Origin of the sequence: Streptomyces sp. NPDC059452 (assembly GCF_042750035.1) — a bacterium.
Taxonomy (GTDB): Bacteria; Actinomycetota; Actinomycetes; order Streptomycetales; family Streptomycetaceae; genus Streptomyces.
Genome location: NZ_JBHYVE010000001.1, coordinates 476958 through 498001, shown reverse-complemented (window position 1 = coordinate 498001; position 21044 = coordinate 476958). Strand labels below are relative to the sequence as shown.

14 protein-coding genes are annotated in these 21044 nt (G+C 72.2%); 9 read left to right on the top strand and 5 right to left on the bottom strand.

Annotation, left to right across the window (positions count from 1 at the left end):
* Positions 1-99 precede the first annotated feature (99 nt).
* Positions 100-1677 (bottom strand): NADH-ubiquinone oxidoreductase-F iron-sulfur binding region domain-containing protein, encoded by a 1578-nt coding sequence (locus tag ACFW9Z_RS02300; RefSeq protein WP_384632997.1) that lies wholly within the window; start codon positions 1675-1677, stop codon positions 100-102.
* The gene (locus tag ACFW9Z_RS02295; RefSeq protein WP_384632995.1) at positions 1674-3272 is read right to left on the bottom strand and encodes a hypothetical protein; all 1599 of its coding nucleotides are present in this window, start codon (positions 3270-3272) and stop codon (positions 1674-1676) included. The genes ACFW9Z_RS02300 and ACFW9Z_RS02295 overlap by 4 nt, the downstream gene beginning before the upstream one ends.
* A gap of 532 nt (positions 3273-3804) precedes the next feature.
* Between ACFW9Z_RS02295 and leuS the strand changes: the two genes are divergently transcribed.
* The 5 genes from leuS (at position 3805) to ACFW9Z_RS02270 (ending at position 12842) form a co-directional block, all read left to right on the top strand.
* Complete coding sequence (gene leuS / locus ACFW9Z_RS02290) at positions 3805-6678, top strand: leucine--tRNA ligase (protein ID WP_384632992.1); 2874 nt, start codon at positions 3805-3807, stop codon at positions 6676-6678.
* A 157-nt stretch (positions 6679-6835) separates the two neighbouring features.
* On the top strand, positions 6836-7633 hold the full coding sequence (locus ACFW9Z_RS02285; RefSeq protein ID WP_384632989.1) for a hypothetical protein: 798 nt from the start codon (positions 6836-6838) through the stop codon (positions 7631-7633).
* A 159-nt stretch (positions 7634-7792) separates the two neighbouring features.
* A complete protein-coding gene (locus ACFW9Z_RS02280; RefSeq protein ID WP_384632987.1) occupies positions 7793-8638 on the top strand; it encodes a DegV family protein in 846 nt (281 codons plus the stop codon).
* Between the two features lie 773 nt (positions 8639-9411).
* The gene (locus ACFW9Z_RS02275) at positions 9412-10077 is read left to right on the top strand and encodes a helix-hairpin-helix domain-containing protein (RefSeq protein ID WP_384633372.1); all 666 of its coding nucleotides are present in this window, start codon (positions 9412-9414) and stop codon (positions 10075-10077) included.
* Positions 10074-12842, top strand: coding sequence for a ComEC/Rec2 family competence protein (locus tag ACFW9Z_RS02270; protein WP_384632984.1), 2769 nt, complete (start codon positions 10074-10076; stop codon positions 12840-12842). The genes ACFW9Z_RS02275 and ACFW9Z_RS02270 overlap by 4 nt, the downstream gene beginning before the upstream one ends.
* A 67-nt stretch (positions 12843-12909) precedes the next feature.
* On the opposite strand, the gene ACFW9Z_RS02265 is transcribed toward ACFW9Z_RS02270, so the two are convergent.
* Entirely contained in the window at positions 12910-13398 is a 489-nt protein-coding gene (locus ACFW9Z_RS02265) for a pyridoxamine 5'-phosphate oxidase family protein (protein ID WP_384632981.1), read from the bottom strand.
* A gap of 323 nt (positions 13399-13721) precedes the next feature.
* Between ACFW9Z_RS02265 and ACFW9Z_RS02260 the strand changes: the two genes are divergently transcribed.
* Positions 13722-14606 carry a YceI family protein gene (locus tag ACFW9Z_RS02260; RefSeq protein ID WP_384632978.1) on the top strand — a complete coding sequence of 295 codons (885 nt, stop codon included), beginning with the start codon at positions 13722-13724 and terminating at the stop codon, positions 14604-14606.
* Between the two features lie 12 nt (positions 14607-14618).
* Here ACFW9Z_RS02260 and ACFW9Z_RS02255 read toward each other — a convergent pair whose 3' ends face one another.
* Positions 14619-14864 carry a hypothetical protein gene (locus ACFW9Z_RS02255; RefSeq protein ID WP_239475925.1) on the bottom strand — a complete coding sequence of 82 codons (246 nt, stop codon included), beginning with the start codon at positions 14862-14864 and terminating at the stop codon, positions 14619-14621.
* 112 nt (positions 14865-14976) lie between these two features.
* On the opposite strand from ACFW9Z_RS02255, the gene holA reads away from it, so the two are divergent.
* Positions 14977-15963 (top strand): DNA polymerase III subunit delta, encoded by a 987-nt coding sequence (gene holA, locus ACFW9Z_RS02250; RefSeq protein WP_384632975.1) that lies wholly within the window; start codon positions 14977-14979, stop codon positions 15961-15963.
* 437 nt (positions 15964-16400) lie between these two features.
* Here the strand turns inward: holA and rpsT are convergent, their stop codons facing one another.
* Positions 16401-16667: a 30S ribosomal protein S20 gene (gene rpsT / locus ACFW9Z_RS02245; RefSeq protein ID WP_384632972.1), complete on the bottom strand. Its 267-nt coding sequence runs from the start codon at positions 16665-16667 to the stop codon at positions 16401-16403.
* 228 nt (positions 16668-16895) lie between these two features.
* On the opposite strand from rpsT, the gene lepA reads away from it, so the two are divergent.
* Both lepA and ACFW9Z_RS02235 read left to right on the top strand, forming a co-directional pair.
* Positions 16896-18770: a translation elongation factor 4 gene (lepA, locus tag ACFW9Z_RS02240; protein WP_384632969.1), complete on the top strand. Its 1875-nt coding sequence runs from the start codon at positions 16896-16898 to the stop codon at positions 18768-18770.
* 322 nt (positions 18771-19092) lie between these two features.
* Complete coding sequence (locus ACFW9Z_RS02235) at positions 19093-20982, top strand: AMP-dependent synthetase/ligase (protein WP_384632966.1); 1890 nt, start codon at positions 19093-19095, stop codon at positions 20980-20982.
* The last annotated feature ends 62 nt before the right edge of the window (positions 20983-21044 follow it).

The following is a 21044-nucleotide window of genomic DNA, read 5'->3' as shown; positions in this document are numbered from 1 at the left end:
TTACTCCTTCGATCCACTTTAAAAAACCTGGCCACCCGGATCGGGTGGCCCGCTTCTTTTGGTTTGTCGCCCGGTCCGGCGCCCGGCCCCTCGGCCTGTTCAGCCGCGCCCGCTGCCCAGGGCCCGCCGGTTGGGGGCGGGCAGGGCGGGGCGCTGCTCGGTGGGCGGCTGCTCGATCCGGAGCGCCAGCGCGGGGCAGCGCCGTACGGCCCGCTGGGCACGCCCGCGCAGATGCATCGGTACGGAAGCGTCCGCCAGCGCCGGATAGCCGTCGGGGCCCAGTCTGATGAGCTCGGGCACGATGTCCGCGCAGAGGCCGTGGCCCTGGCAGAGCGTCCAGTCCACCGCCAGCTTCTCGCCGCTCGGGATCGACTCCTCCACGTCCTGGTGGCCGGAGGCGGGCAGCGGCAGTACACCGAGCGTCTCGCGGCCGCAGCCGCCGTCCAGGACATGGGCGGCGAGGTCGTCCGTGAACGCCGACAGCGTCGAAAGAAGGAACCGCGCCGAACCGTCCGGATGCTTGCACGCGCCCCGGCCCTTCACGGCCTGAGTCACCTCGCGCAGGGCCTCCAGCGCGGCGGGCCCGCCCCCGTTCAGCACGTCGGAGAGCCCGCCCGCCGCCGCCGGGAGCCCCAGCTTGCACGGGCCGCACTGCCCGGCGGTCTCGGCGGCCAGCCAGTTCGCGATCCGGAGGGACTCGCCCAGCGGGCAGGTCTCCGGCCCGATCGGCAGGATCGCGCCCGCGCCCAGGGCGCCGCCCACGGTGGCCAGGGACTCCCGGGATATGACCGCGTTGTGGGAGGCGACCGCGTCGATCCAGTTGCCGTGATACCCGCCCGTCAGCACCCCTTGGGGCAGCGGCGGGGCTCCGGCCAGTTGGAGGACGTACCGCAGCGGGACGCCGGTCGGCACCTCGACGACCATGGGCCGGGCCACGGCGCCGGAAACGGTGAGCAGGACGGTGCCCGGTTCGTTCGGGAGTCCGGTGTGCCCGTAGCGGCGGGGGCCGATCCGGGCGGCGACGGCGAGCTGCGCGTACGTCTCCGCGTTCGACAGCAGGGTCGGGGAGCCGGCGACCCCGGTCTCCGCCGCCCGCTCGCGCCGTCCCGGTGGCAGGGCCGGGCCGCCGTTCGCCGCCCGGATCACCGAGGACGCCTCGCCGGAGACCATGCGCTCCGGGGTGCGGACCACCCGGGCGCGCAGGTGCTGGCCGCGCCGGTCGGAGAGGCCGCGCTCGGCCAGTGCCGCGCGTACGGAGACCTCGGTGGAGTTACGGGTGACGGCGACGACCAGCGTGCGCGCGCCGAGCGCCTCAGCGGCGAGCAGGGCGCCGTCCAGGATCAGGTGCGGGGCGCGGTTGAGCAGGACGGTGTCCTTGCGGCAGGCGGGCTCGCCCTCGCTCCCGTTGATCACGACGACGGGGCGCACTCCGCGCCGGATGGACGCCTTGGCCACCGCCCGCAGCTTCTTGCCGAAGGGGAACCCGGCGCCGCCGCGCCCGCACAGGGAGATCGCTTCGGCCAGCTCGGCCAGCCGCTCGCCGGTCATCGGTTCGAGAGGTCCGTGCACCTTCAGGTGCATGGCGAGGTCGAGCCGCTCCACCAGGTCGAAGCCCGTGGTCAGTTGCGGCAGGCCGACGACGCGGACCTCGGGAACATCGGGGAGGGGGTCGTTCACGGTCGCTCTCCTGCGGGTGCGTGCCAGGGCTCACCGGCCGGGGGCGCGGAGAACGGGCCGGTGGCCGGCTCGGTGCCGGTTCCGGCGGTGGCTGTGGTGTGGGGTTCGGCGTTGTGGGTCTCGGCCATCGGGGTGGCTCTGTAGGGGGCTTCGTACGGGGAGGAGCCGTAGGCGGCCTGTTGGGGCACCTGGTGCGGCGCTTCGGGGCGTGCTTCGTAGGAAGGCGCTGGGGTGCTGAGGGTCGGGTCGCTGCCGAAGGAAGGCGTCGCGTCGGCTGTGCCGTGGGCCGGTGTGCCGTACGGAGGCGTCGTGTGGAGCGGTGACGCGTACAGGGGTGGTTCCTGCGGGGGCGCGTAGGTGTGCTCGTAGGTGTGTTCGGCTCCGTGTGTGCGGTGGTGGGCCTGCGCGGGGGGAGCGGGGGAGGGCGCGGGCCAGCGGGTGTCCGGCGGCGGCGTGGGGCCACCGGCCTGGGAGACGGCGCGGTATCCGGCCGAGATCCCCGGCCCGGCCGGCGGCCCCATCGTCAGACCGCCCGTCGGCCCGCCCTCCGGGCCGTCCGCGAGCCGGTCGGAACTGCGCGGCGGCGGTTCGTACAGCGCGGACGGTTCGTACGGCGTGGACGGTTCGTACGGCGGCTGGACCCCGTACAGCAGCTCCGTCGGCGCTTCGTGCAGCGCGCCGGACAGCGGTACGGACGGGGGTACGAGCGGCGGTATCGGCGGCGCCGGAGCCGACAGGGTGCGCGGGCGCACCGGAGTGCCCCGGACCCCCCGGCCGGGCTCGCTCCACCCGGCGGGGTCCCCGGAAGCCGCCTCGCGGTCCATGCCGGGCCCGCGCTCCGCGCCCGGCGGCGGGGCGGCCCGCAGGACCGGGTCCGGTACGTCGTAGTCCGCCTCGGGGTTCAGCAGCGCGGTGATCCGGTCGGTGATCCGGCGCTTCGTCGGGCGGGGCAGCAGCCGCAGGCACAGGGCCCCGGCGACGGCGGTGAGGCAGAGGCCGTACATCACGACGACCCAGGTGGCGGGTGCCCGGCCCGCGTACAGGCCGTGGATCAGCGCGGCGCACCAGGCCGGATAGGCCAGGGCGTGCAGGGCGCGCCACCGGCCCGCGATCCCGCCCGTCTCCCGGGGGGAGCCCAGCGACTGCCCGAGCCGGGTGGCCGCGGGCGAGGGCTGGGCGAACGCGCTGCGCAGGGCGCCGGTCGTGGCCGTGACCACCATCAGCAGCCCGGCCAGCGAGCCGAAGCCGATCAGCCCTGCCGTGCCCGTGAAGCCGAGGCCGAAGGGTATGAGGGCGCCGATCACAGAAACGTGCCCCAGGGCGACCTTCACGGTCCCGTGCAGCAGCAGGAAGCCGAGCGCGGCCACGGCCGTGGCCCGGTGGACGCCCTGGCAGATGATCCGCTGACGGGTGGAGAGGAACAGCCGGTCGGTGGCCAGCAGGCCCCAGGCGACGGCCGCGGTGAGCGACACCAGCGACAGGACGCCGGTGGTGAAATCGAGGGTGGCGCGGAAGCCGTCGCTCCCTGCGACGGCGAGCAGAGGGACGAAAACCAGGGCGGTGACAGTCAGGCCGCCCTGTACAGGCCGACTCATTCCGGGGCTCATGGTGGGGGATACGCGGATCTTGCGATGAGGGTTCATGGGGGCGACTCCGAATAGTTCGGCAAAGCGGTCCCGTTGCCGCATGCTAGGACGCCCCATACCAGCCAGTACGGGCTTTGCTCGGTTGCCCCGATAGAAGTCGGTACGCGGAGTAACCGCCGCTTCCCGGGCGTTCCCTCTGCCCCCGGAAGCGCCCCAGGATTCCGCAGAAAACCCATTGGATGCCCGCCGGACGCACACCGCGCACCCACGGAAAGGTCACGCGTCCGCTACTGAAGGTGACGAGTGAGCAGTAGGGTTTCCGCCCCGCGCACGTGAAGTCCGCCCTCCGGTTACTCCCCGCTCCCATCCGGGCTCGTGCGGTACCCTGACGCCATGCGTGCCGTACGCCTTCTGCTTAGCGAGCCGCGCTGAACAGACCCGACCGGTGAGAACGCCTGGTCGGTGTCAGCGCGGCGTCCCCTCCTGTGCGAGGGGATTTTTCGTTTCCCGGCAGATGACGATCGATGGAGCTTTGAGGATCATGAGCGAGACGAATTCCGCAGCCGAGACGGCCGCGCCGCACCGCTACACGGCGGCGATGGCCGCCGACATCGAGGCACGCTGGCAGGACTTCTGGGACGCCGAGGGGACGTACGAGGCGCCGAACCCCACCGGTGACCTGGCGGGCGACCCGGAGCTGGCCGCCCGGCCGAAGAAGTTCATCATGGACATGTTCCCGTACCCCTCGGGCGCGGGGCTGCACGTCGGACACCCGCTGGGCTACATCGCCACCGATGTCTACGCCCGCCACCAGCGGATGACCGGCCACAACGTGCTGCACACCCTGGGCTTCGACGCGTTCGGCCTGCCCGCCGAGCAGTACGCGGTCCAGACGGGCACGCACCCCCGGGTCTCCACCGAGGCCAACATGGAGAACATGAAGGTCCAGCTGCGCCGGCTGGGCCTGGGCCACGACAAGCGCCGCTCCTTCGCGACGATCGAGGCCGAGTACTACAAGTGGACGCAGTGGATCTTCCTGCAGATCTTCAACTCCTGGTACGACACCGAGGCCGACCGGGCCCGCCCGATCGCCGAGCTGGTCGAGCAGTTCGAGAACGGCACGCGGGCGACCCCCGACGGCCGTGAATGGAGCGCGCTGAGCGCCGCCGAGCGCGCCGACCTGCTGGGCCAGTACCGCCTGGCGTACGCCTCCGACGCGCCCGTCAACTGGTCGCCGGGGCTGGGCACCGTGCTGGCCAACGAGGAGGTCACCGCCGACGGCCGCTCCGAGCGCGGCAACTTCCCCGTCTTCAAGGCCAAGCTGCGTCAGTGGAACATGCGCATCACCGCCTACGCCGACCGGCTGCTGAACGACCTGGACGGGCTGGACTGGCCCGAGGCCATCAAGCTGCAGCAGCGCAACTGGATCGGCCGCTCCGAGGGCGCCCGCGTCGAGTTCCCGGTCGACAGCGCGGGCGGCATCACCGTCTTCACCACCCGCCAGGACACCCTGTTCGGCGCCACCTACATGGTGCTGGCCCCCGAGCACGAGCTGGTCGAGCGGATCATCCCGGCCGCCTGGCCCGAGGGCACCCACCCGGTCTGGACCGGCGGCCACGCGAGCCCGGCCGAGGCCGTCACCGCGTACCGCAAGCAGGCCGCGGCCAAGTCCGACGTCGAGCGGCAGGCCGAGGCCAAGGACAAGACCGGTGTCTTCACCGGCGCGTACGCGACCAACCCCGCCAGCGGCGAGAAGATCCCCGTCTTCATCGCGGACTACGTCCTGATGGGTTACGGCACCGGCGCGATCATGGCCGTACCGGCGCACGACGCGCGCGACTTCGCCTTCGCGCGCGCCTTCGAGCTCCCGATGCGCTGTGTCGTCCAGCCGTCGGACGACCGCGGCACCGACCCCTCCACATGGGACGACGCCTTCGGCTCGTACGAAGCGAAGCTGGTCAACTCCGCCAACGACGAGATCTCGCTGGACGGCCTGGGCGTCGTCGAGGCCAAGGCGCGGATCACCGACTGGCTGCGGGAGCGCGGCGTCGGCGAGGGCACCGTCAACTTCCGGCTGCGCGACTGGCTGTTCAGCCGCCAGCGCTACTGGGGCGAGCCCTTCCCGATCGTGTACGACGAGGACGGCATCGCCCACCCGCTGCCCGAGTCGATGCTGCCGCTGGAGCTGCCCGAGGTCGAGGACTACTCGCCGCGCACCTTCGACCCGGAGGACGCGTCCGCCCAGCCCGAGACCCCGCTGTCGCGCAACGCCGACTGGGTCAACGTCACGCTGGACCTGGGCGACGGCGCCGGTCCGCGGAAGTACCGCCGCGAGACCAACACCATGCCCAACTGGGCCGGTTCCTGCTGGTACGAGCTGCGCTACCTGGACCCGACCAACGACCGGCAGCTGGTCGACCCGGAGATCGAGCAGTACTGGATGGGCCCGCGCGAGGGTCAGCCCACCGGCGGTGTCGACCTGTACGTCGGCGGCGCCGAGCACGCCGTGCTCCACCTGCTGTACGCGCGCTTCTGGTCCAAGGTGCTGCACGACCTGGGCCACATCTCGTCGGCCGAGCCGTTCCACAAGCTGTACAACCAGGGCATGATCCAGGCCTTCGTCTACCGCGACGCCCGGGGCATCGCCGTCCCCGCCGCCGAGGTGGAGGAGCGCGACGGCGCCTTCTCTTACGAGGGCGAAAAGGTCAGCCGCGTCCTGGGCAAGATGGGCAAGTCCCTGAAGAACGCGGTCACGCCGGACGAGATCTGCGCCGAGTACGGTGCGGACACCCTGCGCCTGTACGAGATGGCGATGGGCCCGCTGGACGTCTCGCGCCCCTGGGACACGCGTGCCGTGGTCGGCCAGTACCGGCTGCTCCAGCGGCTGTGGCGCAATGTGGTCGACGAGGAGACCGGGGAGGTCACGGTCGTCGGCACGGAGCCCGGCGAGGACACCCTGCGAGCCCTGCACAAGGCCATCGACGGGGTCGGCCAGGACCTGGAGGGGATGCGGTTCAACACCGCCATCGCCAAGATCACCGAGCTGAACAACCACCTGACGAAGGCGGGCGGCCCGCTGTCGCGGTCCGTGGCCGAGCGGCTGGTCCTGCTGATCGCCCCGCTGGCCCCGCACATCGCGGAGGAGCTCTGGCGTCGGCTGGGCCACACCGAGTCCGTCGTCCACCAGGACTTCCCGGTCGCCGACCCGGCGTACGTCGTGGACGAGACCGTCACCTGCGTCGTCCAGATCAAGGGCAAGGTCCGGGCCCGCCTGGAGATCTCGCCCTCCATCACGGACGAGGAGCTGGAGGCGCTGGCCCTGGCGGACGCGGCGGTCGTCGCGGCGCTGGGCGGGGCCGGGATCCGCAAGGTCATCGTGCGCGCGCCGAAGCTGGTGAACATCGTCCCCGCGTGACGCTCCTCCGCTCTGCGTGATGTGCCTCTGTACGTAGTCGGGGCCATCCCCTACGGGCAGGTTGGGGGTTCCGAAGGAACCCTCGGCCTGCCCGTTCCGTTTACCGTGGAGGGGGCGACCGGTATCGGCGGCCGCATCGAGACACCGAGGGGCATCCATGGGAGTCGAAGCCGTGATCGCGGTGGTGGCGTTGCTCTTCTTCGCGTTCGTCGCACTCGGGGTCTACGCGACGGTGAAGGTGGTCGGCGCGGCCAAGCGCGGCGTGGACCGCACGATCACCCAGGCCCGGCGCAGCGTGGAGGACACCACGCTCCGGGCCAAGAGCTTCGGTCAGCCGGGCGTCGCGGGTGAGCTGGCCCAGCTCCGGCTGACCCTGCGCACCTCCATGCGCGCCACCCAGGACGCCCTGCACGCGGGTGTCGCCGAGGACCCCTCGCTCGCCGAGTCGGTGGGCCTCTTCCAGCGGCTGAGCACCCACGGCCTGGAGCTGGACGACGAGCTGAAGCGGCTGGAGCGCGAGCCGGACCGGGCGACGGTCGCCGCGCTGCTGCCGCAGCTGAAGGAGCGCACCCAGCGGATCACGCACTCGGCGGACTCACTGCGGTGGGCGGCGCGCGACCGGGCGCGGCAGTTCGCCGACGACGACCTGGACGCGCTGAACGCACAGATCGACATCGAAGCGGGGGCCCTGCGCCACTGGACGACGGAGGAGCAGTCACCGCGCGCTTCGGGCCCGGGGGCCTCCCGGCGGCCGGGCACCGGAGCCACGCGGGCGGCCGACACCGGGGTGGAGTGGCCCGAGCCGGCCGCCGGGACCGGGAACAGCGCCACGGCGGACGAGTCCTGGGGCGGCCCGGCCGGGGCGGAGGCCCCGCAGGCGATCACCGCGCCGGACCCCCAGCTGCGGACGAGGTACCCGTGGCAGAAGTCGGCCCGGCCGGAGACGACCAACTGAGCCCTACGCGGTTTCCGGCGCTCGGGACTCGGCTCCCGGCGCTCGGGGCGATGCCTCCGTGGTCGTGGGTGAGCAGGATGCGTTCCGAAGTGACCACGAATGATCAGAGTGACGGGGCCGGGCTCCCGCACTCCCAGCTCGGCAGGTAACCTCCGCCTCATGTCCCGCCATGTCGCTGTCGTCACCGATTCAACGGCCTATCTGCCGCGCCAGGCGATGGAACGGCACGGCATCACCGCGGTGCCGCTGACCGTCGTCCTGGGCGGTCAGGCGCTGGAGGAAGGCACGGAGATCTCGGCCCGCTCGCTGGCCCTGGCCCTGCAGAAACGCCACTCCGTGACCACCTCCCGCCCCAGCCCCGAGGTCTTCGCCGAGACGTACCGGGCGGCGGCCGGGGCCGGAGCCGGGGCGGTGGTCTCCCTGCATCTGTCGGCGGAGTTCTCGGGCACGTACGACGCCGCGCTGCTCGCGGCGAAGGACGCCCCGATCCCGGTACGGGTGGTGGACACCGGCATGGTCGCCATGGCCCTGGGCTTCTGCGCCCTCGCGGCGGCGGAGGCCGCGGAGGCGGGCGGCAGCCTGGACGAGGTCGTGGCGGCGGCGGAGAAGCGGGCCGCCGGAACATCCGCCTACTTCTATGTCGACACTCTGGACTATCTGCGCCGGGGCGGCCGTATCGGCACGGCCCAGGCGCTGCTGGGCTCCGCGCTCGCGGTGAAACCGATCCTCCAGCTCGACGGCGGCCGGATCGAGATGCTGGAGAAGGTACGGACGGCGTCCAAGGCCATCGCCCGCCTGGAGGAGATCGTCGCCGAGCGGGCCGGTGAGGCGGCGGTGGACATCGCCGTCCACCACCTCGCCGCGCCGGACCGCGCGGAGCGGCTGGCCGAGCGGCTGCGGGAACGTGTGCCGGGCCTGGCCGATCTGCACGTCAGCGAGGTGGGAGCGGTGATCGGGGCGCACACGGGGCCGGGGCTGCTCGGCGCGGTGATCTCGCCGAGGTGAGGGGCGGGGTGTCCCCGGCGGAGTGCGCCCGGCGGGGTGCCCGGCGGGGCGCCCCGGAGGTCTCGCAGCCCTCGGACGAGTGACCGAGATATCCACAACTGGCCGGTTGTCCACAGGAATCGGGGCTGCTCAGCGGGTTCGGGCGGTTGTGCCTACCGTCGTGAGGCATGGCCCTTCGATCGTCTCGGGTATCGATCCCCGACCACCTGTCCACCGCCCCTGACCAGCAGTCCGCCGCTTCCGCCCCCGCTTCCGTTCCTGCGCCCTCGTCCGCTGCCGTGCCGCCTGCGACTTCTCCGCCTCCGGCCTTCGGTGGTGCGGCTGCGCGAGCGGCGGCCGCCGCCGAACGCGCTCCGGCGGCCGGGTCCCGGGTGCGGCGAGGCCCTGGCAGCCGCCCGAGCGGGAGGGCGGGGCTCCGTCCGGGTGCCCGGCCCGGCGCCCGCCATGGCAGGCAGGGGTCCGCGCGGGGTCGTGCCGCCCTGGCCGCGGCGTCCGCGCGGCGCCGGGCGGACGCGCTGATGGCAGGGGGACCGGGCCCGGGCGTGGCCCATGACCCGGGCCCGTACTCCACCCTCACTTCGAGTTCGAGTTCGAGTTCGAGTCCGCGTACAAGCACGAGCCCGAGCCCGAGTCCGTCCGTCCTGTCCGACGACAGCGTGGGCGAGGGCACGGAAGAGGGTGCTCGGACGCAGGTGCGTGGGCCGGTGCGGGCGTGGCATGTGGCGTCGGGGCTCTGGGACCGGGTGCCGGTATGGGTGCGGCTCAGGTGGGGACTGGCACCACGGACGCTCGCGGCGCTGGCCCTGGTCCTGCTGGCCGCCCTCTGCCTCGCCGCGTTCCACTTCTGGTCCGTGCGGCCGCAGGGTGTGCGGGCGCCCGAAGCGGTGGAGTCGGGGGCGTCCGCGGTGGCCGAGGACGCGTTACGGCCCGGAGGCGTGGATCAGGTGCCCGGGCCGGCTGCCGGTGCACCGCCCTCCCCTCCGCCGGGAGCGGCCGGGCAGATCGTCGTGGACGTCAGCGGCAAGGTGCACCGGCCGGGCGTCCAGCGCCTTCCGGCCGGTTCGAGGGTGGCGGACGCGCTCCGGGCGGCGGGCGGTGTGCGCGCCGGGACCGATGTCACGGCGCTCAACCGGGCGCGCGTCCTCATGGACGGCGAGCAGGTCCTGGTGGGGCTTCCCCAGGACCGGGACGCCCCCGGCGCGGCGGGCGGCGCGGCGGGCGCACCGGGGCCGCCGCCCGGTCCGGCCGCACCGCTCAGCCTGAGCGCGGCGACCAAGGAGCAGCTCGAAGCCCTGCCGGGGATCGGGCCCGTGCTGGCGCAGCACATCATCGACCACCGCACGGAGAGCGGCGGATTCCGGTCCGTCGACGAGCTCCGGCAGGTCAACGGCATCGGCGACCGCCGGTTCGCCGACCTCCGGCCGCTGGTGCAGCCATGAGCAGCCGTGGGGCGGGCAGCGGTGCGGGCGTGGCCGACCGCGTTACCGCCGTAGCCACGAGCGGAGTGCCGGGGGCGGCGGCCCGCGCGCGGGAGGAGGGGCCGGTGGACCTGCGGCTCATCCCGCCCGCACTGGCGGTCTGGGCAGCCGCGGCCCTCGCGCTGGGACTGCCGGGACGCTGGGTGGCGGCGGGGTCGGTGGCCTGTGCCGCTGCGGCGCTCGTGCTGCTGGCCATCGCGTCCGGCGGAAGCAGGCGGGCCGTCGCTCCTGCCCGAAGCGGGCGGGCTGTCACGTCCCCTGAAAGCGGGCAAGGCGCCGTATCTGCCGGAGGCAGCCACTGCGCTTCGTCCGTCGGGGGCAAGCGGACCGCCGTGTCAGCCGGGGGTGGGCAGGCTGTTGCGTCTGCCGGAAGTGGGCAAGGCGCCGCGTCCGTCGGAGGCAGCCACCGCGCCGCGCCCGCCGGGGGCAAGCGGGCCACCGGATCGGCCGGATACGGGTGGGCATCCGTGTCCGTCGGTGGGAGGCGGGCCGCCGCGGTGGGGGCCGTGTTGCTCTGTGCGGCGGCGGGTGGTGCCACGGCGGGCCTGCACGGTGCCGACGTGCGGCGGGGGCCCGTTCCGGGGCTGGCGCAGGAGCATGCGCGGGTCGACGCCGAGGTGCGGGTGACATCGGACCCCCGGACGACCCGCCCCGGCGTGCGGGGGAGCCACAGCACCCCGCCCGCTCTCCTGCTCAACGCCGACATCATCGAGGTGGCCGAACCGGGCGGCCACCGTACCCGGGTCCGTACACCGGCCCTCCTCATGGTCTCGCCCGGGGGCGACCGGGCGGAGTGGCAGAGGCTGCTGCCGTCCACCCGGCTCCGTGTCGGCGGCCGTCTCTCGCCCCCGGCCCACGCCGGTGAACGCCTGGCCGCCGTCCTGCGGGTGGAGACCGAGGGGCCACCCCGGATCACCGGACCTCCCACGCAGGTCCAACGTGCGGCGGGGGAGCTGCGCTCCGGGCTGCGGGAGGCGACGGACGGGCTCGACGCGGACGCGCGGGCGCTGCTGCCGGGGCTGGTGGTCGGGGACACGTCCAGGGTCTCGCCGGAACTGCACGATGCCTTCAAGGCAACCGACCTGACGCACTTGTTGGCCGTTTCCGGATCGAATCTGTCCATTCTCCTCTTCCTTCTCATCGGCCCGCCCGGATCGGCGCTCACCAGTGAACGGCGCGGACTGGCGCCGAAACTGGGCATCTCCCTGCGGGGGACCGCGTTGATCGGCGGGGCGCTGACGCTCGTGTTCATCGTCGTCTGCCGCCCGGAGCCGAGCGTCCTGCGTGCGGCGGCGTGCGGCCTCATCACCCTGCTCGCCATCGGAACCGGCCGCCGCAGATCCCTGATCCCCGCTCTGGCGGCGGCCGTTGTGCTCCTGGTGCTGTACGACCCCTGGCTGGCCCGGAGCTACGGGTTCCTGCTCTCGGTCCTGGCCACGGGCGCGCTGCTGACCCTCGCGCCGAGGTGGAGCGCGGCGCTGCAACGGCGTGGGGTGCCTCCCCGGCTCGCCGAGGTGCTGGCGGCGGCCGCCGCCGCGCAGGCGGTGTGCGCGCCCGTCGTGGTGGTTCTGGCCTCGCGGGTGAGTCTGGTGGCGATCCCGTGCAACCTGCTGGCGGAGTTCGCGGTGGCGCCCGCGACGGTGCTCGGGTTCCTGGCCCTCGCCGTCGCCCCGGTCGCCCCTCCGGTGGCCGAGCTGCTGGCCCGGGTCGCGGGCTGGCCCGTCGGGTGGATCGCCGCGGTGGCCCGTACGGGGGCGGACCTTCCCGGGGCGGAGGTCCCGTGGCCCGGAGGCTGGGCCGGTGCCGCCCTCCTCGCGGCCCTCACCGCCCTGGCGGTGCTCCTCGCCCCTCGGCTGGCACGCCATCCCTGGGTCTGCGCGGCCGTCGCGCTGCTCCTGGTCCTCGTGGTGGTGCGGCCACCCCCGCTGACCCGCATGGTGACCGGGTGGCCGCCGCCGGGCTGGGCGTTCACGCTGTGCGACGTCGGGCAGGGCGATGCGATGGTGCTCGCGGCCGGGGAGGGCGCGGGTGTGGTCGTCGACGCAGGGCCCGACCCCCGTGCCGTCGACCGCTGTCTGCGCGATCTCGGTGTCACCCGGGTACCGCTCGTGATCCTCACCCACTTCCACGCCGACCATGTGCGCGGACTGCCCGGCGTACTGCGGGGGAGGTCCGTGGGCGCCGTCCAGACGACGAGCCTGGACGAGCCGCCCGAGCAGGCGGCGTTCGTGCGGCGTACGGCGGCCTCGGCCCGGGTCGCGACCCTACGGGCGGTGCCGGGCGAGCGACGCAGGGCGGGGCCGCTCGACTGGCGGGTCATCTGGCCGAGCGACGGTCCGGGAGCGGCCGGGGCGGCGCAGGGGCCCAACAACTCCAGCGTGACCCTGCACGTACGGGCTGCCGGAGGCGTGACGCTGCTGCTCCTCGGCGACCTCGAACCACCGGCCCAGCGGGGGTTGCTGCACAGCCCCGCCGGACTGCCCCGGGTGGACGTCCTCAAGGTGGCCCACCACGGCTCCGCCTTCCAGGACGCGGGGCTGCTGCACAGCGCCCGGCCGAGGCTGGCGCTCATCTCCTGCGGCGCGGACAACCCGTACGGCCATCCGGCGCCCCGGACCGTCGACGCGCTCAGGGCCGCCGGTGCGCAGGTCCTGCGTACGGACACCGACGGTGCCATCGCGGTGACGGGCACGGGCAAGGAGCTGCGGGCGGTGGGGCGTTCGTGAAGGGGGACGCGTGTGGTGACGTGAGGGCTGCACCTGGTGAGAGGAGCGGCGCGGGGAGCGCGGGCGTTCAGGACGGGGCGTCTGCCGGGGCGGGGGAGGGCCGGGTCAGCCAGATGCCGGAGAGCATCAGGTCGCGGTCGGCCAGCTCGTTCACCTCCCGCCAGGCCCGGACGGTGTGCGGGGTGATGCGCAGGTACACCCACGGGGAGCGCTTCCGCGGGTCCCACGCGAACTTCGCCGCGAACGCGTCGCCGTCGGCGGAGGGGAGGTCCGCCCCCTTGACGGTCTCCGCGTCCCCCTCGATGAGCACCACGTCACGGGTGGTGCCGAGGGTGACCCTGATCGGGCCGGTGGGGGTCACATTGACCGCCGTGGGGTTGGTCGCCCGTGTCGCCATGAGCAGGGTCTCCCCGTCCCAGAGGAACGACAGCGGCACCAGACAGGGGGTGCCGTCCGGGGAAGCGGTGGCCACCCAGGCGTCCCGGTCGTCGCGGAGACGGCTGAGGGTGTCCCGCAGGCGCTGCTCCGGGCTGCGCGGAGGTTCGGGGTTCGTCATGGGGCGCACGCTAGCCACCGTCTCCCGCACCGCGCCTCGGCCGACAGCCCTAGGTCCTGTCGTCCGTATCCGCATCGGGAAAGGCGCGGTCCGTATCGGGCAGTGCCCGGTGGCCGTCGCGCAAACGCCCAAAGGCGGATCTTCGCGCACACCTCCGTACGGCTCACCCCACCCCCGTACAAGACCTGCCCAGGCACTCCGTTTGCCTCGAACGCCTCAATGGTGATCGAATGCGTACTCGTCGGCGGGCCGCTGTATTCCGACAACGACGTCCACCTGTCAGAGGCCCCGAGGTACGAAGCGCCCCTGGGGGTACGGAGAAGATGTTCGGCCGTTGGCTGGGAAGCAGGAGCCAGGCGGGTGCGGGGCGCGGTGGGGCCCTTGCCGGATTCCGGGTGCACCGTTCCGCGGGCGTCCTCAGCTGCCGGGTGCTGGACCCGGTCAACGAACCGGTGCGGCAGGCCGAGTTCGTCATCACGGACGGGGCGGGCCGCAAGATCGTGGGCGGTGAGACGGACCCCTTCGGGTCGGTGCTGGCCACGGTTCCGGCGGGTGACTACCGGCTGGCGGTGACGGCCGAGGGCTTCACGCCCTTCCACGGGGCGGCGACGGTGACCGAGGGCGGTCACGCGATGCTCGGCGATGTGACGCTCCAGGTCACGGCCCCTCCGCAGCTGCCGGAACCGGGGGACTGGGAGGTCGAGCCGAATCACTCGCAGATCGGGTTCACGGCCCGCCACATCGGCCTGGCCCGTATCCACGGCCGGTTCAACACCTTCGCCGGGGCGGTGCGGATCGCCGACCGCATGGAGGACTCGGCCATGCACGTGATCATCGACGCGGCGTCCATCGACACCAACGTCCAGATGCGCGACGACCATCTGCGCTCCGGTGACTTCCTCGACGTCGGACGCTTCCCGACGCTGGAGTTCTACAGCGAGCGCTTCGTCCACCGGGGCGGCTCCCGCTGGGGCGTCACGGGTGCGCTGACCCTGCACGGGGTCAGCCGTACGGTGACACTGGACACCCAGTACCTCGGCCTCGGCAACGGCCTCCAGGGCGAGAGGCGGGCCGCCTGCCGGGCCACCACCGAACTGCACCGCGAGGACTTCACCCTCACCTGGCAGACCATGCTGGCGAAGGGCATAGCCGTGGTGGGCCCCAGCATCGCCATCGACCTGGACATCCAGATCGTCCCCAAGGGCTGAGCGGGCCGTACGCTACGGCTTCTCCAGCCACCCTTCGTACTCCGCGGCGAACTCGTCCAGCGCCGCGGGGTCCAGGCGTCCGGCCGGGTCCTCCACGACCACCAGCCACTGGGCGTCCTCGGCGTCGTCCTCACCGGCCAGGGCGTCCCGTACGAGCTGGGGTTCCTCGGCGACCCCGAAACGGTCTGCCAGCTCCCCGGCCACCTCCTCGGCGGCGTCGCGGTCCGGCAGTACCAGTACATGTCTCACATCGCTCACCCGGTCATTCTCCGGTACGGGCATCGGTGCCCCACGCCCCGGGGCGGCCGGGGCGGCCCGGGCGTGGATCGGGCTGCCGGGCTGTCAGTGGGTCGTGGGATGCTGGATCGCGATGGCCACCAGGAAGAATTCCACCGACGATCCGCTCGCCCCCCTCACCCTCGCCGTGGGCCAGGAGGACCTCCTCCTGGACCGTGCGGTGCAGCAGGTGGTGGCGGCGGCCCGCGCTGCCGACGCCGATACGGATGTCCGTGATCTGGCGTCCGACCAGTTGCAGCCCGGCACGCTCGCCGAGCTCACCAGCCCCTCGCTCTTCGCCGAGCGCAAGGTCGTGATCGTGCGCAACGCGCAGGATCTCGCGGCCGACACGGTCAAGGACGTCAAGGCGTATCTCGGCGTCCCGGTCGAGGAGATCACGCTCGTCCTGCTCCATGCGGGCGGGGCCAAGGGCAAGGGGCTCCTGGACGCGGCGCGCAAGGCCGGTGCCCGGGAGGTCGCCTGCCCGAAGACCACCAAGCCGGCCGAGCGGCTCTCCTTCGTACGGTCGGAGTTCCGGACCCACGGCCGGTCCGCGACGCCCGAGGCGTGCCAGGCGCTGGTCGACTCCATCGGCAGCGATCTGCGGGAGCTGGCCAGTGCGGTGTCCCAGCTGATCGCGGATGTCGAGGGGACGATCGACGAGGCGGTCGTCGGGCGCTACTACACGGGGCGTGCCGAGGCGTCGTCGTTCACCGTCGCCGACCGGGCGGTCGAGGGGCGGGCGGCGGAGGCGCTGGAGGCGCTGCGGTGGTCGCTGTCGACCGGGGTCGCGCCCGTGCTGATCACCAGTGCGCTGGCGCAGGGGGTGCGGGCGATCGGGAAGCTGTCCTCCGCGCGGGGCGGGCGGCCGGCGGATCTGGCGCGGGAGCTGGGGATGCCGCCGTGGAAGATCGACCGGGTGCGGCAGCAGATGCGGGGGTGGACGCCGGACGGGGTCGCGGTGGCCCTGCGGGCCGTGGCGGCGGCGGATGCGGGGGTGAAGGGTGGGGGGGACGATCCCGAGTACGCCCTGGAGAAGGCCGTTGTCGCTGTTGCGCGGGCTGCGAGGGCGGGGCGGTAGGGGTTTCCCGGTTCGCCGCGGTGTGCGGGCCCTTGTGCGGCGCCGGTTTCGTCCTCAATCGCCGGACGGGCTGAAAAAGCCCCCGGACCGGGCTGGGGCTGCCCCCGGACGGGCTGAAAATGCCCCCGGACCGGGCTGGGGCTGCCCCGGACGGGCCGGGAAGGTGCCCGAGCCGCGGCTGGAGCTGGCCCGCGCGGGCTGAACAGCCTTCACGTACGAACGCGGCCATCACGTGCGGAAGCCCCGGTCACGCGCGGAAGCCCCGGGCGCTGACCTGGGGAGATCTGCGCCCGGGGCTTCCGGGTCACGCTCTTGGTGCGCCGCACCCGCGTGGCGAACGCAGGTTCGGTGTGCGGCGCGGGGTGCCGGTCAGGGGCGGGAGAGAGGGCCCGTCGAGTCCGTTCCGGCGGTCACATCAGTGAGCTTCGGGAGGAAGCTCAGGCCTGCAGGGCGGCAACCTTGGACGCCAGCGCCGACTTCTTGTTGGCGGCGGCGTTCTTGTGGATGACACCCTTCGAGACAGCCTTGTCGAGCTGACGGGAGGCGTCGCGGACGGCCGTGGTGGCCTTCTCGACGTCACCGGCAACGACGGCCTCGCGGGCCTTGCGGATCGCGGTCTTGAGCGACGACTTGACGGCCTTGTTGCGCAGGCGCGCCTTCTCGTTGGTCTTGTTCCGCTTGATCTGGGACTTGATGTTCGCCACGAAAGAGCCTTTTCAGGTTCGATTGGATCTACTAGGTGAGCCACGCCGCTCGTGAGAGCCACGAGGCACAGCTGTCCACGGTAGCAGTCACCCTCCGACCGGCCCAAACCGGTCGCTGTCCCGCAGGCGTGGGACGATGGAGCCTACGTATCGATCCGACCGACGATCCGACCGACCCGACATCGACCCGAGACACGGCGTTCGGCGTCTCAAGAATCAGGACCCTGCGTGCCCGCGACTCCTTCCAACGTGCCCGAGCCGAGCCGTACCGACCCGGCGCTGATCCGCAACTTCTGCATCATCGCGCACATCGACCACGGCAAGTCGACCCTTGCCGACCGGATGCTTCAGCTGACGGGAGTGGTCGACCAGCGGCAGATGCGTGCTCAGTACCTCGACCGGATGGACATCGAGCGCGAGCGCGGCATCACCATCAAGTCCCAGGCGGTCCGGCTGCCCTGGGCGCCCAACACGGGCGAGGACACGGGTGCCACCCACATCCTCAACATGATCGACACCCCGGGCCACGTGGACTTCACCTACGAGGTCTCCCGTTCGCTCGCCGCCTGCGAGGGCACGGTCCTGCTGGTCGACGCCGCCCAGGGCATCGAGGCCCAGACGCTGGCCAACCTCTATCTCGCGATGGAGAACGACCTCACCATCGTCCCGGTGCTCAACAAGATCGACCTCCCCGCCGCACAGCCGGAGAAGTTCTCCGAGGAGCTGGCCAACCTCATCGGCTGCCAGCCCGAGGACGTGCTGAAGGTCTCCGCCAAGACCGGTGTCGGTGTGGACGCGCTGCTCGACCGGGTCGTACGGGACGTGCCCGCCCCGGTCGGCGTCGCGGACGCCCCCGCCCGCGCGATGATCTTCGACTCGGTCTACGACTCGTACCGGGGTGTCGTCACCTACGTCCGTGTCGTCGACGGTCAGCTCAACAAGCGCGAGCGCATCAGGATGATGTCGACCGGCGCCACCCACGAGCTGCTGGAGATCGGGGTGTCCTCCCCGGAGATGACCCCGGCCGACGGCATCGGCGTGGGCGAGGTCGGCTACATCATCACCGGGGTGAAGGACGTCCGGCAGTCCAAGGTCGGTGACACGATCACCTCCCTCCAGAACGGGGCGACCGAGGCGCTCGGCGGCTACAAGGACCCGAAGCCGATGGTGTTCTCGGGGCTCTACCCGCTGGACGGCTCGGACTACCCGGACCTGCGCGAGGCGCTGGACAAGCTCCAGCTCAACGACGCCGCTCTGGTCTACGAGCCGGAGACCTCCGCCGCGCTCGGCTTCGGCTTCCGCGTCGGCTTCCTCGGCCTGCTCCACCTGGACGTGGTCCGCGAGCGGCTGGAGCGCGAGTTCGGCCTCGACCTGATCGCAACCGCCCCCAACGTGGTCTACCGGGTCGAGATGGAGGACGGCAGCGAGCACGTCGTCACCAACCCGAGCGAGTTCCCCGAGGGCAAGATCGACAAGGTGCACGAGCCGGTCGTCCGCGCCACGGTGCTGGCCCCCAGCGAGTTCATCGGCGCGATCATGGAGCTCTGCCAGGGCCGGCGCGGCACCCTGCTCGGCATGGACTACCTCTCCGAGGACCGGGTCGAGATCCGCTACACCCTGCCGCTCGCCGAGATCGTCTTCGACTTCTTCGACCAGCTGAAGTCCAAGACCCGGGGGTACGCCTCCCTCGACTACGAGCCCACCGGCGAGCAGACGGCCAACCTCGTCAAGGTCGACATCCTGCTCCACGGCGACAAGGTGGACGCGTTCTCCGCCGTCACCCACAAGGACAAGGCGTACGCGTACGGCGTCCGGCTCGTCGCCAAGCTGCAGAAGCTCATCCCCCGGCAGAACTTCGAGGTGCCGATCCAGGCCGCGATCGGCGCCCGGGTCATCGCCCGTGAGACGGTCCGCGCCATCCGCAAGGACGTCCTCGCCAAGTGCTACGGCGGTGACATCTCCCGTAAGCGGAAGCTGCTGGAGAAGCAGAAGGAGGGCAAGAAGCGGATGAAGATGGTCGGCAACGTGGAGGTTCCGCAGGACGCCTTCATCTCGGTGCTGTCGACCGACGAGTCCGCGGGGGAGAGCAAGGGCAAGAAGTAGCCCCTTCTCCCACGACCCGCCTCACCGTGCCTCCGCGTGGAGCACCGAAGGGCCCCCTCGCCGCAGTACCGTGCGGCGGTGGGGCCCTTTCGTTATGAAAGCGGCGGCCCGTTGCCTCTTACGTGGTGGCCGAGTGCGCTCTACTCTGATCACGCATCGAGGGTTACTCGTGAGTTAAACAAGCCGAACAAGCAGGTTGCGCAGCAGGACAGCGCCAGCAGTAGTCAAGACAGCAGTAGTCAGGACACCAGCAGTAGCAGTAGTCGCAAGTCGCAGTATCAAAGAAGCCGGTCGTAGCAATGCCGCAGGCCCGGAGGACGTCGTGAGCGACACACAGACCTTGATCGATAACCGGCCGCCCTCCGTGGCGGCCCTCTTCATCGACCGCGTTGCGGCGACCCCCGACGGGGAGGCGTACCGCTATCCGGTCCCGTCGGCCTCGGGCGCGGGCCCCGACGACTGGAAGTCGCTGACCTGGGGACAGGCCGCGAAGCGGGTCTACGCGATCGCCGCCGGGCTGATCGCCCTCGGCGTGCAGCCGGAGGAGCGGGTCGCCCTCTCGTCCGCCACCCGGGTGGAGTGGATCCTCATCGACCTCGGCGTGATGTGCGCGGGCGCCGCGACCACGACGGTCTACCCCTCCACGAACGCCGAGGAGTCCGCGTTCATCCTCGCCGACTCCGAGAGCCGCATCCTCGTCGCGGAGGACGCCGAGCAGCTGGCCAAGGCCCGCGAGCGCCGCACCGAGCTGCCGGACCTCGCCCATGTCATCGTCATCGACCCGGCCGGCGTCGAGCCCGCCGAGGGCGACCCCGAGGGCTGGATCATCAGCCTGGACGACCTGGAGGCACGCGGCAACGAGCTCCTCGCCAAGACCCCGGACGCGGTCACCGAGCGGGTCTCCGCCATCACGGCCGACCAGCTCGCCACCCTCATCTACACCTCGGGCACCACCGGCCGCCCCAAGGGCGTACGGCTGCCGCACGACAACTGGTCGTACATGGCCAAGGCCACCGTGGCGACCGGCCTGATCACCGCCGAGGACGTGCAGTACCTCTGGCTGCCGCTCGCCCACGTCTTCGGCAAGGTCCTCACCTCGGGCCAGATCGAGGTCGGCCACGTCACCGCGATCGACGGCCGCATCGACAAGATCATCGAGAACCTGCCGGTGGTCCAGCCGACCTACATGGCGGCCGTCCCCCGGATCTTCGAGAAGGTCTACAACGGGGTCGCCTCCAAGGCCCGTGCGGGCGGCGGCGCCAAGTACAAGATCTTCCAGTGGGCGGCCGGGGTCGCCCGCGAGTACGCGAAGGTCTCCCAGGACAACTTCCGCCGCACCGGCAAGGCGTCCGTCCCCTTCGCGCTCGGCGCCAAGCACAAGGTCGCCGACGCGCTCGTCTTCTCCAAGATCCGCGACGCCTTCGGCGGCCGGCTGCGCGCCTGCATCTCCGGCTCCGCCGCCCTCGCCCCCGACATCGGTCTCTTCTTCGCGGGCGCCGGGGTGCACATCCTGGAGGGCTACGGCCTCACCGAGAGCAGCGCCGCCTCCTTCGTCAACCCGGGCGAGGCCTACCGCACCGGCACCGTCGGCAAGCCGCTCCCCGGCACCGAGGTGCGCATCGCGGACGACGGCGAGATCCTGCTGCGCGGCCCCGGCATCATGGAGGGCTACCACAAGCTGCCCGAGAAGACCGAAGAGGTCCTGGAGTCGGACGGCTGGTTCCACACCGGGGACATCGGCGAGCTGTCGGCCGACGGCTATCTGCGCATCACCGACCGCAAGAAGGACCTGATCAAGACGTCGGGCGGCAAGTACGTCGCCCCGGCGGAGGTCGAGGGCCAGTTCAAGGCGGTCTGCCCGTTCGTCTCCAACATCCTGGTGCACGGCGCGGACCGGAACTTCTGCACCGCGCTCATCGCCCTCGACGGCCCCACCATCCTGAACTGGGCCGCCGAGAACGGCCTGGAGGGCAAGGAGTACGCGGAGGTGGTCGCCGCCCCGCAGACCGTCGAGCTCATCGACGGGTACGTGCAGCGCCTCAACGAGGGGCTCCAGCGCTGGCAGACCATCAAGAAGTTCCGCCTCCTGCCGCGCGACCTGGACGTCGAGCACGGCGAGCTGACCCCGAGCCTCAAGCTGAAGCGGCCGGTCGTCGAGCGGGAGTACCAGGAGCTGATCGACGAGATGTACGCGGGATCGCGCGAGGCGTAGCGCGGGCCGCCGCCGCTCCGGAGGACCGGCGTACGCGGGCGGGCGGGCCGGACACCCAGGTG